The organism is Xanthomonas hawaiiensis, from assembly GCF_031834635.1.
Lineage (GTDB): Bacteria > Pseudomonadota > Gammaproteobacteria > Xanthomonadales > Xanthomonadaceae > Xanthomonas_A > Xanthomonas_A sacchari.
Genome location: NZ_CP115873.1, coordinates 2,410,970 through 2,425,840, shown reverse-complemented (window position 1 = coordinate 2,425,840; position 14,871 = coordinate 2,410,970). Strand labels below are relative to the sequence as shown.

Annotated in this window: 7 protein-coding genes and 1 pseudogene; 7 read left to right on the top strand and 1 reads right to left on the bottom strand. The window is 58.6% G+C overall.

Translation table 11 applies throughout. The annotated features are described in order from the left end of the window. Positions 1-3: 3 nt before the first annotated feature. Complete coding sequence (locus PG878_RS10405; protein ID WP_046936733.1) at positions 4-2,997, top strand: Tn3 family transposase; 2,994 nt, start codon at positions 4-6, stop codon at positions 2,995-2,997. Between the two features lie 222 nt (positions 2,998-3,219). After that, positions 3,220-3,570 carry a hypothetical protein gene (locus PG878_RS10400; RefSeq protein ID WP_209029310.1) on the top strand — a complete coding sequence of 117 codons (351 nt, stop codon included), beginning with the start codon at positions 3,220-3,222 and terminating at the stop codon, positions 3,568-3,570. Here the strand turns inward: PG878_RS10400 and PG878_RS10395 are convergent. Then, a pseudogene (locus PG878_RS10395) lies at positions 3,567-3,980 on the bottom strand (IS3 family transposase); the annotation flags it as partial. The gene PG878_RS10400 and the pseudogene PG878_RS10395 sit on opposite strands and share 4 nt — an antisense overlap. Before the next feature lie 703 nt (positions 3,981-4,683). Between PG878_RS10395 and PG878_RS10390 the strand changes: the two are divergent. The 5 genes from PG878_RS10390 to PG878_RS10370 all read left to right on the top strand — a co-directional run bounded on the left by PG878_RS10390 (position 4,684) and on the right by PG878_RS10370 (position 14,863). Then, positions 4,684-5,397: a thioesterase II family protein gene (locus tag PG878_RS10390; RefSeq protein ID WP_209029311.1), complete on the top strand. Its 714-nt coding sequence runs from the start codon at positions 4,684-4,686 to the stop codon at positions 5,395-5,397. A gap of 449 nt (positions 5,398-5,846) precedes the next feature. Continuing rightward, positions 5,847-6,173: a hypothetical protein gene (locus tag PG878_RS10385; protein WP_209029312.1), complete on the top strand. Its 327-nt coding sequence runs from the start codon at positions 5,847-5,849 to the stop codon at positions 6,171-6,173. 65 nt (positions 6,174-6,238) lie between these two features. Next, positions 6,239-6,448, top strand: coding sequence for an MbtH family protein (locus PG878_RS10380; protein WP_244663850.1), 210 nt, complete (start codon positions 6,239-6,241; stop codon positions 6,446-6,448). 73 nt (positions 6,449-6,521) lie between these two features. Further along, positions 6,522-13,481 carry a non-ribosomal peptide synthetase gene (locus PG878_RS10375; protein ID WP_311186043.1) on the top strand — a complete coding sequence of 2,320 codons (6,960 nt, stop codon included), beginning with the start codon at positions 6,522-6,524 and terminating at the stop codon, positions 13,479-13,481. Continuing rightward, positions 13,481-14,863 carry an MFS transporter gene (locus PG878_RS10370; protein WP_209032665.1) on the top strand — a complete coding sequence of 461 codons (1,383 nt, stop codon included), beginning with the start codon at positions 13,481-13,483 and terminating at the stop codon, positions 14,861-14,863. The genes PG878_RS10375 and PG878_RS10370 overlap by 1 nt, the downstream gene beginning before the upstream one ends. Positions 14,864-14,871: the final 8 nt, after the last annotated feature.

Below are 14,871 nucleotides of genomic sequence, written 5' to 3'. Positions count from 1 at the left end.
CCAATGGCTACCCTTCACGAGACCGCCTACCCGCGACTGAAGCCTGATCCCACCGCCAAGGAACTGGAGGAGATCTATACCCCCACCGCCGCTGAGATTGCATTCGCCAAGCAGCTGACCACCCAGCCGGGTCCGCAACTGGCGGTGCTGATCCATCTCAAGCTCTTCCAGCGCTTGGGTTACTTCACAGTGTTGGCCGAAGTGCCCGAGCGGATCCGGAAGCACATCGCCAAGGCCGCCCGACTCGGGCGCGTATTGGACACCGACCAGCTCGAACGCTATGACGCCTCCGGCAGCCAGCGCCGGCATATGCCGCAGCTGCGGCAGTTCATTGGGGTGCGTCCCTTGGACAAAGCTGGGTTGTCTTGGCTGGACACAGTGGCCACCGGAGCAGCACAGACCAAACACACTATCCCGGACATCGTGAACGTCCTGCTCGAAGAGCTGGTGCACCACCGCTACGAACTGCCAGGCTTCCGCACCCTGGAGCTGGCCGCCATTGGCGCACGCGAGCGGGTCAATTTGGGGTACTACCGCAGCATCAGTCACGCACTGACGCCTGCCACGCGCGCGCTCATTGACGAATTGCTGCGCGCACCGGAAGGCTCCAGATTTACTGGCTGGCAATCGCTCAAGCGCGAGCCTGGCCGGCCGACCAACAAGGAAGTTCGTTTTTATCTGCAGCACATCCGCATGCTGCAGCAGTTGGCTGACCAACTGCCTCCTATCGATGTGCCGGTGCCCAAGCTCAAGCAATTCCGTGCAATGGCTCGGGCCTATGACGCCAGCGAACTGGCCGAATTGGCTGAGGACAAGCGCTATGCGCTGGCCACCATCTTCATTCGCGCCCAGCACGCCAAGACGCTGGATGATGCCGCCGAGTTGTTCATCAAGCAGGTGCGCGGGCTGGAGAACACGGCCCAGCAGAAGCTGCTGGCATACCAGCTCGAACATGCCAAGCGGGCCGACTTCCTCATCGGCCAGCTCAAGGAGATCCTGCAGGCCTATCAGCTCGACGGCAGCGATAGTCAGCGCGTGGATGCCATCGACAACAGCCTGGAAGCGGAAGTGTCGACCTTGCTGGCCGAATGCGAAGAACATATGGCCTACGCCGGCAAGAACTACCTGCCTTTCATGCTGCAGCCCTATGGCGTGGTCAGGCCGCTGCTGTTCAATGGGCTGGAGCTGATGAACTTGCGGGCGACCAGCCACGATGCCGGCATGGAGCCGTTGATCGCAGCCGTGCTCTCGCTGCGCAACCAGCGTCGTGAGCTGATCGAGGTCGCTTCCCTCGGTTTGGACCCAGAAAAGGACTTCGACTGGATGTCCAAGCTCTGGCGTCAGCACGTGTTCGGCAAGCGGGCCAGCGCGGCCGGCGCCGGCTGGATGCACCGGAAGTACTTTGAGCTGGCCGTGCTGGTGCAGGTCAAAGACGAGCTGAAATCCGGAGATCTCTTCATTCCCAGCAGCGAGCGCTTTGATGATTACCGCGAGCAGCTGGTCGATGAGGCCACCTTGGCGCAGGAACTGGAAGCCTATGGCCAGGTGTCAGGCCTGCCCACCGACGCCGAGTCTTTCGCGGCGGGGTTGCGCGCACAATTGACCGCCTTGGCCGATGAGGTCGACGCGCGTTTCCCGGAGAACGTGCATGCGGACATCCTGGATGGGCGCTTGGTGCTGCGGAAGGGGCAACGCGCCGAAGTCTCCAGCGCGATTACCACCGTGGATCGCCTCATCGCCGAACGGCTTCCAGAGTCCAGCATCGTCGATGTGCTGATCGATGCCAGCCAATGGTTGGATCTGCACCGTTTTTTCCACCCGATCGCCGGCACCGGGAGCCAAGTCGAAGATCTGCCCCGACGTGTGATCACCACACTATTTTGCTATGGCTGCAACTTGGGTCCGACGCAGACGGCGCGGTCGATCAAGGGCTTCAGCCGGCGCCAGGTTGCTTGGCTGAACCTGAAATACGTGACCGAGGATGTGCTTGAGAAGGCCATCGTGGAGGTCATCAATACCTACAACAAATTCGACCTGCCGGGCTATTGGGGCAGCGGGAAAAGCGCCTCAGCAGATGGCACCAAATGGAGCGTCTACGAGGACAACCTGTTGTCGGAGTACCACATCCGCTATGGCGGCTACGGCGGCATCGGCTACTACCATGTGTCCGACAAATATGTGGCGCTGTTCAGCCACTTCATTCCCTGTGGCGTGCACGAGGGCATCTACATCCTCGATGGCCTGCTGGCCAACACGTCCGACATCCAGCCTGAGATCGTCCATGGCGACACGCAGGCACAGAGCTACCCGGTCTTCGGTTTGGCCCACATGCTGGGCATCCAGCTGATGCCCAGGATACGAAACATCAAGGATCTGACTTTCTTTCGGCCCGAACCTGGCAGGACCTATAAGAACATCCAGGCACTGTTCGGAGACAGCATCGACTGGCAACTGATCGCGACCCATCTCCACGACATGCTGCGGGTGGTGATCTCAATCCGATTGGGGAAAATCACCGCGTCCTCGATCCTGCGCCGGCTGGGCACCTACAGCCGGAAGAACAAGCTGTACTTCGCCTTCCGGGAACTTGGCAAGGCCGTCCGAACGCTGTTCTTGCTGCGCTACATCGATGACAACGAGATTCGGAAAACGATCCATGCTGCGACCAACAAGAGCGAGGAGTACAACGGCTTCGTAAAATGGGTGTTCTTTGGCAGCCAGGGGATCATTGCTGAGAACGTCCAACACGAGCAGCGCAAGATCATCAAGTACAGCCAGCTGGTCGCGAACATGATCATCCTCCACAACGTGGAGGGCATGAGCCGGACCTTGGCTGAGATGCGGAAGGAGGGGATTGAACTGACGCCCGAGATCCTGGCCGGCCTGTCGCCGTATCGGACCAGCCACATCAATCGTTTCGGCGACTACCATCTCGACCTTGATAGGGAAGTGGCGCCGCTGAGCTATACAGCGAAAGTCCTTGAACAGGCCCCATAGACGGGGAGATCCGCTATCGGGACAAAGCCTTTATCATTGTGTTTCAATCGCTTAGGTGGTTTTTGGCCCTGTACGTAACGATTCCCTGCCGACCCTCAATCAGAGGAGATTTCTGCTGATGGACATGCAATTGGCGCATGCCTCCGGATAGTTGAGGCATTTGCTTATGACCAAGCGGCGGATGATCCGGAAGCACAGAGCGCACTTAAGAGGCTGGGTACAATGCTACTTCTATTGGCCAGCTGTGTACCGTTCCGAATCAACACGCTAGAAGCATGGCGCGTTGATGAAAGAGATGGCTACCCGGTAGCTGCTCAACGTTTGGTCGGTAGCTGTGTCACGGCACGAGAGCACCTAAGAGAGCTTGACGGCTTTTTCCCCAAACTTTACCTTCTGGTCCTTTCAGGACTGGCGGCCCAAGGCCTCTACAATGGGCCTACGGGGATCCTGGCCTTGGCACTTCTTGAGAGCCGGTTTGATATGGCGCTGGTCGAGCAGCAATATGATGCGTTAGGTGAGTTGCTAGATCAAAGGATCACTGACGAACTTCGGTACATTCTCGAGCAGCGCTAGTTAGGGTTCCACCCCGAAATCACGGGCCGTTGTAAAAGAGCTTTGAACTTGCTGTTCTGCTTGGCGACCCTCCGCGGTATCCTCGGGTTGTGCCGCCGATCAATGTATTCGAACACATCGGCTCTTGCCGCTTCCAGCGTCGAGTATCTTTGATCGATAGACATACTCTCGCTTGAACAGACCGAAGAAGCTTTCGCACGCCGCATTGTCGCCGCAGTGCCTCACTGCGCTCATCGAACACAGCAGACTTTTGGCTACCAGATGCCGCTGGTATTCGCCGCTACGAACTTCCAGTCCTGACGATGGTGCATCAACCAGCCCAATACAAGCTGATCGAACAGGTCTAGCACGATGCACAGATGCAGCTTGCGTTGAACGGTTTTGATCTCGGTGATGTCGGTGACACATTTAAAGCGACCGCGCAGAACGCGCAAAACGGCGCTCCTGCAGCAAGCTCGGCGCCTACAGAGCCAACGACAATGTCAAACGTCATCCTCGGTAGACAACCGAAGAATCAGCACAGTTACATGGCGCGTGGTAGAAGATTTACCTGCTTCGTCAGTAAGCCAGAGCCAGCGCATGCGCGTCGGTATCGTGCACTTCCAATTTCGCATAATGTATCTTATGTTATTCCCTCGGCTGGCCAGGTTGCGCAAGCTGTTCACGCCGTCGCAATGTCCGTGGAGAGTAAATCTGTATTCCCCAGGCACCTAATCTGTATGCTTTTGAGCAAATCTGTATCCAATCATGCAGAAGCCCTAGGGGATTATCGCTGATCTTCTGCAGTCGCATGGTATTTCCGGTTGTACGTAAGCCGTGACAGCCTATCGCTCAGATTTTCTGTGAGTGGCCACCCGTCCTGTCAGTGGCCCGTTTTCATAGCCGGTGAGCCAGGAAGGATCAGGGATATGCTCGTGGACGCCTAAGACGTGCGCCAACTTTGGTCATACCTGGCGTCGGAGTTGCGCGCTAGGTACGGAACAATCTTCAGACGAATCGACGATGACTGCGGAGCATACCTGGCCGATGCTGGAAGCATCCGCAGTAGTGCTACCTTGCCCTCCTAGCGGCGTAGACTAGGACGTCGACGAAGGCACTGATATGGATTTACGCATGCGTGATTCGCAATCCCGTCCACGCCTGATCTGCCTGCCATATGCAGGTGGTAGTCAGCACATCTTCCAAGCATGGGCGACAGCGCTAACAGCTCATATCGACGTCATCTGCCCTGTATTTCCAGGTCGTGGTTCTCGCTTGTACGAACCTGCGATTCCCAGCATCGATGGACTGGTAGCATGGCTGCGCTCAGAACTTTCCGTGCAACTTCAGGGCGACTTCTCAATCTGGGGCCACAGCATGGGTGGTCTGCTCGGCTATGAGTTGAGCCGCTCCTTGGTTGCCAGTCGACTTGCAGCGCCTCGCCATCTATTTGTCTCAGGACGGCTACCGCCGCATTGCCCGCGGCGACGAGATCAATACCATCTTGCAGATGACCAGCTTCTAATCGAGCGCCTGAGACAGCTCGGTGGAACACCACCAGAAGTGCTTGCAAACAACGAACTCATGGCTCTACTGCTGCCAATACTAAGAGCCGATATTGCTGCCTGCGAAGACTATGTTTGGATGCCTGATCGAGTTCCCTTAATGGTCCCGATTACTATAATGGGAGGTGATGCCGATCCGGAAGTTTCACTAGTGGATCTTCAGGGATGGCACAGATGCACTGGTGGTAAGGTGCGCATTCTGTCTATGCAGGGAGGGCATTTCTTCCTGCACGAGAATGTGGAGGCTATTGCCAAGCTCATGCATCGTACTCTGACGAGTTAGTGCAATGATTGCAGACATCGGCGCATCTTTAGATTGGTGTGTACGAGATCGGACGTCATGACCGGATTCGGACACACTCAATAGCTGAAACTGTAAAATAAATTAATAAAATCAGTCACTTGTGCTGGTTAGTGTGGCGTCGATCATTATTCGCACATCTGCTAGGCGTATGCTGTGAAAATGTGTTGACAGCGGATGGTTGTTCCTTTAAAACTTTCAGTGTGGCCTCTAGGTCTTTTGGGGTAATCCTAGCCTTGCGTGTGCAAAGCCACAAGTTGGACAAAATGAAAAAGTTGTTCTAGTCATAGATGCAGGCTCCTCGATTTTTCTGATCCTTACTTTTGGATTGCAAAATTATTATGGACGCATCACATCTTCGCTCCCCCCCCTCTAGGCAGATTTCCAGGCGCATTCTGTATTGCGTCATTCTTTTCATGCTTGGAGGATTCATGTTCAATGCAAACGCCGCTTCTATTGCCGGCCGTTGGTCTCTCGAGGGGGTGCCTTCTCCCTCGGGAACGTCCACCGCAACGGCATCGATCAAGGAGCGCTCTGACGGCGGGTGTGAACTTACACTTCCGCCTGAGCTTCAGCCGGCAATTGGCGCGCAAAGTATCGCACTCTCGGTCAAAGGCAACGGTGTATATAGTGCACGTGCCAAGACAGAAGCCGAGGTTACTCTTAGCATCACCGAGCCTGATCGAGCCAATCTGAGTATTGTCGGAAAATCCACTTTTTCGAGATTTGAGGTGGTTTTGAGAAAGATTGAGGGTTGATCCGGCATTTTAAAAAATCGAGACCGCTCTAAAAATTTTGCCAAATTAATTGGGAGATTAAAATCATGACCAATCCATTCGAGGATGATGATGCTGATTATTATGTTCTTGTAAATGAAGAGAATCAACATTCATTATGGCCAGCGTTCGCTGATGTGCCCGCTGGCTGGATCGTAGTTCATGGCAAGGACAGCCGCCAAGCTTGCCTTGATTATATCGAAACGCATTGGGTGGATATGAGGCCAAAAAGCCTCATCGAAGCGATGGATTCTTGACCAGAGGCGTCTGCAATAGTATCCGGACGGGTGATGTTATCTCAGGGTTTAACGTATGGATACATCACCTCCCTTGTCGAATCTTCAGCTATTTGATTGCCATGCGAATACGACCCCAATCGTATCGATGGCTGCCCTCTTCGAAGCCCAGTCGGGTCTGACGCCTGATGCGCTAGCGGCACTGTTTGGCGATGAGTCGTTGACCTACGCCGAACTCAATGCCCAGGCCAACCGCCTTGCCCACGCGTTGCGCGAGGCCGGTATCGGCACCGAACAGATCGTCGCCGTGGCCCTGCCACGCTCGCTGCAGATGCTGGTTGCTCTGCTGGCGGTGCTCAAGTCTGGTGGCGCCTACCTGCCGCTCGATCTGGACTATCCTGCCGAGCGCGTGGCTTACATGATCGAGGATGCGCAGCCGGCGGTGATCCTTGGCCACAGTCAGATGCTGGCCGCCCTCCCCGATCCGGCCGCAGTATGGTGCCTGGACCAATTGGACCTCTCGCTGCAGTCTGTGGCCGATCTGCAGGTCGCGCTGTCGCCAGAGCATCCGGCCTACGTGATTTACACCTCTGGCTCGACCGGCCGCCCGAAGGGCGTGAGCGTGCGCCACGGCGGTGTGCTCAATTTCCTGCACAGCATGGCGCAACGCCCTGGCATGGGCGCAGGCGAGACGCTCATGGCGTGCACACCGATCTCCTTCGACATTGCGGTACTGGAACTGTATCTGCCGCTGATGGTGGGAGGCCGGGTGCGGATTGTGCCGCGCTCGGTGAGCACTGATGGTCAGCGTCTGCGCGCGCTCTTGGAAGCAACCGCGCCGGAGGTGATGCAGGCCACGCCAGCGACCTGGCAATTGCTACGCGAAGCGGGCTGGACGCCGGCGGCGGGGATGCGGATGCTGTGCGGCGGCGAGGCGCTGCCGCCAGCACTGGCGGCATACCTGCGCGGCGGTGGCGCCTTGTGGAACATGTACGGTCCGACCGAGACTACAGTCTGGTCACTGTGCGACCAGGTGGGCGACGGTCCGATTCGGCTGGGCGAGGCGATCGCCAATACCGGCGTGTACGTGCTGGATGACGGTCTGCAGCCGGTGCCTGCCGGGATAACGGGCGAGTTATATCTGGGTGGTGAGGGGCTGGCGCGCGGATATTGGCGTCGTCCATCGTTAACGGCAGAGCGGTTCGTGGCCAACCCGTTCGAGGCCGGCGAGCGGATGTACCGCACCGGGGATCTGGTGCGGCGGGTGGCGGATGGTGAACTCGAGTTCCTGGGGCGAGTGGACCACCAGGTGAAGCTGCGCGGCTTTCGGATCGAGTTGGGCGAGATCGAGGCGTGCCTGTCGCGCCAGCCGGGCGTATCGCAGGCGGCCGTGGTGGCGCACGAGGATGCGCAGGGGCACAAGCGGCTTGTCGGGTATGTCGTGCCTGGCGCTAAGGCCGATGATCGCGACATCGGTCGCGAACACGTCCAGGTCGGCGAGTGGCAGGCAGTGTACGATCGCCTGTACGACAGCAATATCGATCTTCCGCACGACGAAGACTTCAGCGCGTTTGCCAGCAGTTTCGATGGCGCGCCGATTCCCTTGCCGGAGATGCGCGAGTGGCAGGCAGCGGCGGTGTCGCTGGTGATGCAGCAGCGTCCACGTCGCATACTGGAGATCGGCGTCGGCTCGGGCCTGATGCTCTGGAAGCTCGTCTCGCACTGCGAAGCCTACTGGGGCATCGACTTCTCTGTCCCGGCAATCGATGCTTTACGCGCGATGCTGGGCACGTACCCGGAGATTGCGCCGAAGGTCGAACTACGATCACTTGCGGCGCACGAGATCGCGGCACTACCGGCCAATTATTTCGACACCATCCTGATCAACTCGGTGGTGCAGTACTTCCCCAGTGCCGACTATCTGGCCGAGGTGATCGCGCAGGCGATGACGTTGTTGGTGCCCGGCGGCCGGCTGGTGATCGGCGATGTGCGTAGCCTCCGACATCTGCGTCAGTTTGCAACCGCGCTGGCGCTGCACCAGGCTGATGCGAATGAAGATGCGGCGGCGTTGCGTACCCGCGTCTCGCAGTCGCTGGCGACGGAAAAAGAATTGCTGCTGGACCCAAGGTTTTTTGTCGCGGTAACACAGCGGTTGCCCGAGGCTGCCGGACTCGAAGTGCTGCTCAAGCGCGGCTGGTCGCATAATGAGCTGAGCGCTTACCGCTACGAGGTGGTGTTGCACAAACAGGGCGCCGAACTGCTGAGCGCGTCGGGGGTGCCCATGCTGGCCTGGGGTGACGCCGTCACGAACGCCGATGAACTGCAGGCACTTTTGAGCCAAACACGCCCTGCCCGGCTGCGGATAGGCCATGTGCCGAATCGGCGTCTGTTGAACGCTTCACGCGCAGTGCAACAGCTGCAGCGCGGCGAGGTGGCGCAAGCGCGGCACAGTGCTGCGGCATTGGCCGACGACGGGCTGGAACCCGAAGCGCTGTGCACCTTGGCCGAGTCGATGGGCTATTGGGCGGCGGCGATGTGGAGCGCGTCGGCGGACGACGGTGCATTCGATCTGGTACTGGTGGACGAGCGCGATCGCGCTAGCCGGCGTCCAGTGGACCTGCTAGCGCCGGGCGAACTGCAGGCACCGGCGCATTACGCCAACAACCCCGATGCTGATAGCGGGCTGCGCACCTTGACAGTCACACTGCGCCGCACGCTGGCGCAGGTGCTACCAGATTATATGGTGCCGTCGGTGATCATGCCGCTGACGGCGATGCCGTTGACACCCAATGGCAAGCTCGACCGCAAGTCGCTGCCTGCCCCCGACTTCGGTCGGGGCGACGGGCGAGCGCCGCGAACGCCACAAGAGATCCAGCTGGCGGCGCTATTTTGCGACGTACTGGGCCTGTCGTCGGTGGGCATCGACGACAACTTCTTCGACCTTGGCGGCCATTCCCTCCTGGCGACGCGTCTAGTGAGCCGGATACGCACGACGCTGTCCGTGGAACTGGGAATCGGTGATCTGTTCGAGTCGCCGACGGTAGCGACGCTGGCACAGCAGCTTGCGTACGCCGGCACGGCACGACTGCCCTTGTCGCGCTACGCGCGCACAGCGGAGGACGCGGTGCCGCTGTCATACGCGCAGCAGCGGCTATGGTTCATCCAGCAGTTGGAGGGGGTAAGCGGAACGTACAATATTCCGCTGGCGTTGCGTCTGCAGGGAGTGCTGGACCACGATGCGCTGAAACAAGCACTGGTCGACCTCGTCGATCGTCACGAAATCCTGCGGACGCTGTTGATCGAATTTGATGGCGTGCCCTATCAGATCGCTGTAGAAAGTTCCTCGTTCGCCTTTCATGTTTCTGCCTTGGAGGGAGAGCTTGATGCTGTCGTGATCGAGATGTTGCAGGGCTGCCTCGACCTTTCGACTGATCTGCCGTTGCGCGCCCACCTGTTGCAGCTTGCACCCGATGAACATGTGCTCGTGCTGGTACTGCACCACATCGCTGGCGACGGCTGGTCCCTTGCGCCGCTACTACGCGATCTGGGGGCCGCCTACGCGGCCCGACGCGATGGCCGCGCACCCGATTGGACCCCGCTGCCCGTGCAATATGCCGACTACGCGCTATGGCAGCGCGAACTGCTCGGCGACGAAAACGACGCCAACAGCCTGCTCGCCCAGCAAGGCGAGTTCTGGAAGCGGACGCTGGACGGCATTCCCGAACAGATCACCCTGCCCACCGACCGATCGCGACCGGCCGTGGCGAGCCACCGCGGCGATGTGATCGAATTCGTGGTGGATGCGCAGACACATGCCCAGCTGGTGGCGCTGGCACGACAACAGAACGCTACCCTGTTCATGGTCATCCATGCCGCATTCGCCCTCCTGCTGCACAAGCTCGGCGCCGGCGACGATGTGGTGATCGGCACGCCGGTCGCCGGACGCACCGACGATGCCCTCGACGATCTGGTTGGCTTCTTCGTCAATACCTTAGTGCTGCGAACAGACCTATCCGGCAATCCGACGTTCCGCGAACTGTTGGCGAGAGTACGCACCGCAGATCTCGCCGCGTATGCGCACCAGGATCTGCCATTTGAGCGCCTGGTGGAACTGATCAACCCCACTCGCTCGCTAAGCCACCAGCCGCTGTTCCAAGTGATGCTGGCTGTGCAGAATGCACCGGATGCCGATCCAGACTTCGGCGACCTGGAGACGCGTCGTGCTGAAATTCACTTGCCAATTGCAAAATTCGACCTCAGTCTGGACCTGACCGAACAGTACGGGGCTGCTGGTCCGATGGGTATCGTCGGAACGCTGGAATACGCGGCCGATCTATTCGATAAGCGGACAGTTGAGCACCTGGCTGCGCGCATGGTCCACATACTCGATGCCATCTCTGCTCGGCCGGACGCAGCGGTCAGCACAGTGGACATACTTGATGCTGACGAACGCAGCCTGCTGCTGGAGGCCTGGAACGACACGGCGCGCGTTCTGGACACCGAGCCGGTGCCGCAGTTGTTCTCGCGTCAGGCGTTGCGGACACCATCTGCGATCGCGCTCACCTGCGACGAGCGTTCATTCACCTATGCAGAACTCGAAGCGCAGGTAGAACGGCTCGCCCAACGCGTGTTCGCCGCAGGCGCAGGTCCCGAGCGATGCGTCGCCATCGCCCTGCCGCGCTCGCTTGATGCGGTGGTAGCTGTCCTGGCAGTGCTGCGTAGCGGCGCCGCTTACCTGCCGCTCGATCTTGCCTATCCCCCAGATCGTCTCGCCTTTATGCTCGAGGATGCACGGCCGGCGCTGGTGCTGTCAGAGCGCGACGACCATCCGTTTCTCCAACCTCACCACGTCATTTTGCGGCCGTCAGACGACGACGCGTCCGTCGTCATGATGCAGCCACTTCCCCTCCCCGACCCGCGCCATCCGGCCTATATCATTTACACCTCGGGTTCAACCGGCCGTCCCAAGGGCGTGGTCGTGTGCCATGGCAATCTCAGCGACTTCATTTGCTGGGCAGTCGATCACTTCGGCGAACGACTTTCCCGAATGTGGCTGAGCACCTCCTTGTGCTTCGACGTCTCGGTGTTCGAGCTGCTCGCGCCCCTGTGTATGGGCGGCTCGGTTCGTATTGTCGACGATCTGCTGGCGCTGGCGCATGAGCCAGCCGACGCCTTCTCCAGCAGCATGATCAGTACCGTGCCCTCTGCCCTGGCCGCACTGATCGAACAGGGCGTTTCGTTGCACGGCGTACGGGATATCGTCCTCGCCGGTGAAGCGTTCATGCCGTCGCTCGCGGAGCGCATTGCCGGCCAGTGGCCCACCTGTCGGATCGCCAACCTCTACGGCCCCACAGAATCCACCGTTTACGTTACCGGTTGGGACGGCGAGGCCAATATGCTCTCCTCGAGCATCGGGCGTCCGCTCGCGAACGCGCAAGTGTACGCGCTAGACGCTGGTCTGCGGCCTGTGCCCATAGGTGTGCCCGGCGAGTTGTATCTTGCCGGCCTGGGCCTGGCACGCGGCTATCTGCATCGTCCGTCGTTGACCGCTGAACGCTTTGTCGCCAGTCCATTTCACATCGGTAAACGCCTTTACCGGACTGGCGACCTGGTACGCTGGACGCCGCACGGCCATCTGGAGTTCCTTGGTCGCGTAGATCACCAAGTGAAGATCCGCGGCTTTCGCATCGAACTGGGCGAGATCGAAAGCGCCATCGCCAGTCTTCCCGGTGTTGCGATCAGCGTGGCCGGCGCCCGCACCGACCACGCCGGCCACCCGCAACTGTTGGGTTATGCAGTGGCCGAGCAAGGTGCCACGCTGGACCCCGTCTCGATGCGTCGTGCCTTGTCGGCCACCCTGCCCGACTACATGATCCCTGCCGCCATCGTGGTGTTGCCTGCCCTGCCGGCTACGCCCAACGGCAAACTGGACCGCAAGGCCCTACCGACACCGAACTTCGCCAGCGCTCACCGCCGTGCGCCGCGAACACCACAGGAGCAGATCCTCGCATTGCTGTTTGCGGAAACTCTAGGTTTGGAAATTATTGGCATCGACGATAGCTTCTTCGAGCTCGGCGGCCACTCACTTCTCGCAGCACAGCTAGTCAGCCGCATCCGCGTGGCAATGGAAGTGGATGTGGGTATTAGAGCCATATTTGAAGCGCCGACGGTCTCACGCCTCGCCGATCGCCTAATTTTCAATATGGCTAGCGACATATCGACTGTTTCTGTACTGACTCTCCGCGAAGGTGGGAACCAGCCTGCGGTCTTTTGCCTGCACCCTGCGAGCGGCCTGTGCTGGGCGTTTTCGCGCCTTATGCATTTTGTGTCACCACGCCATCCATTCATTGGTCTGCAAGCGCGCAATTTCGAATACGACGGGCCGATGCCCCAGAGTGTCAGCGAAATTGTCGACGACTATCTAGGTCAGATCCTTCGTTACCAGCCAAAGGGACCGTATCACCTGGTAGGCTGGTCCTTTGGCGGCTTGCTTGCTTTCGAAATTGCGTGCGAGATGCAGCATCGCGGCCTCGAAGTCGGTCTATTGTCTATCATCGATACCGAATTCCTACCGCAGGCTCACGAGGGCGAGTATTGCAGCGATTTCCTTGCCGACATTCTTGTCATGGAGGGTGTGGTCCTCCCGGTCGGCGCGCCCACGCCAACCATCAGCGAAGCCTATGCACTGCTACGTGCTCGTAATAGTCCTTTTACCAGCCTTGGTCAGGATCTATTCGCCAAGTCGATCGATATCTACCGCAATCACATCCAACTGTTCAAGAAGTTCCCGCCACGCGGCACCTTCTACGGAGAGTTGTTACTCGTTTCCGCGTTACGCCCACCTAACGGTGACTCGATCGGACGCCTCATCACGGATGGCTGGGAAGGATGTATCGCCGGTACCGTCGAACATATCAAGGCGGATTGCAGCCATTTCGAGTTACTGGATCCAAAATTTGCGCCGCGGATCGGTGCCGCAATTGATCGCCGCCTGTTGCGTCCGACACATTCACCTGCCATCGCTAGGGCGGATGCAGTAATGGATATTAAATAATGGCCACGGATGAGGGCATTGGCGTCCGTGATGGATCAATGACCGAAGTCTGCCTGACTGGCAAAAGCTCTATGGCTCCGTTAGAGGTCAAACCCAATGAGGACGCACGACTTCTACGCAATCGTAATTTTATCCGGATCTGCATAGGCTCGGCAATTGCCATGCTGGGCAGTCAATTTACTGCGCTAGCTTTACCATGGCTTGTTCTGAAAATGACTGGCGACCCCGTGGCGCTAGCGACCGTTATGGTGATCTCAGGCGCGCCACAGATCGTCCTACTATTGTTTGGCGGTGGGCTCGTTGATAAATATTCTCCGAAACGGATTCTTACATGGTCCTATGTCAGCTGCGCCATACTATTGTTAGGTCTAAGTGGCCTGCTTTTTATGGGCCGGCTTGAACTGTGGATGATAGATGTTTTCGCATTTTCCACCGGCCTCGTTTTTGGTATTTCGGTGCCAGCTAGCTTTTCGTCGATCGCGGCCGCGCTTCCGAAATCGATGGTGCCCGCAGCTAGCTCTGTGATTGGCAGCATCCGCCAAGCAGCAGCGTTCGTGGGTCCACTGCTGGCAGGCGTGCTGCTGGGCATCTCGGTGGGAGAAAGCACGGCTACTGGCGTTGCACACACAGCCCCAGATATGTCGACGTTCGCCATCGCCTTCCTCATCGACGGGCTCGGCCTCGCCCTTGTCGCCTTAATCATGCTTCAAGTGGCATTTCGTCCCGTCAGCAGCGATACAGCAAAGACTGGAAGCCGTTTAAATATTATCCCGGCAGTCAAGTGGTTCCTCGCCGATCGCCAGGCGCTGACCGTGCTCTGCTATTGGATGCTCGTATCCTTCGTGCTTAGCGGTCCAGTCAGGATCGCGCTACCGCTGCTAGCAGAACAAAGCACTGAACTGGGTGCACAAGCCTATGGCCTGTTGGTATCGGCGAATTCTGCCGGCGTGTTTCTCGGCATGACCGCATTGGGTCTACTGCGCGCAGTCATATCGAAGCAAATGTGGTCGTTGGTCCTACTGCTGGATGCGATAGCTTCTTGCCTTCTCGTCGCCATCGGCGCGGTTCATCCAGAACTGAATTTTGCACTTTTTTTGTATATCGGCTTGCTGGTCCTTGTTGGTACTCGCACTGGTTTCGTTGAAATCGCTTGGTTTTCCTGGCTGCAGCAACGGTACCCAGACGAGATTCGCGGCCGCGCCACCAGTGTGTTCATGGTCGTGTCAACCATCAATATTTCTGCTTCGGTTGCGCTTTCAGGTTGGATGTCCCGGCAGATGCCGGCCAAAGAGATTTTTCTGCTTGCCGGCGCCGCTACGCTGCTCGTGGTCACGGTCAGCGCACTGTTGAAGATTTTTGGTGTGCTGAAAATCGACGGGTGAATTAATGG

Bases quoted from the DNA above. Each gene is read 5' to 3' on its own strand.
- PG878_RS10405 (WP_046936733.1), top strand. From the start codon at position 4: ATGGCTACCCTTCACGAGACCGCCTACCCGCGACTGAAGCCTGATCCC.
- PG878_RS10400 (WP_209029310.1), top strand. From the start codon at position 3,220: ATGCTACTTCTATTGGCCAGCTGTGTACCGTTCCGAATCAACACGCTA.
- PG878_RS10390 (WP_209029311.1), top strand. From the start codon at position 4,684: ATGCGTGATTCGCAATCCCGTCCACGCCTGATCTGCCTGCCATATGCA.
- PG878_RS10385 (WP_209029312.1), top strand. From the start codon at position 5,847: ATGTTCAATGCAAACGCCGCTTCTATTGCCGGCCGTTGGTCTCTCGAG.
- PG878_RS10380 (WP_244663850.1), top strand. From the start codon at position 6,239: ATGACCAATCCATTCGAGGATGATGATGCTGATTATTATGTTCTTGTA.
- PG878_RS10370 (WP_209032665.1), top strand. From the start codon at position 13,481: ATGGCCACGGATGAGGGCATTGGCGTCCGTGATGGATCAATGACCGAA.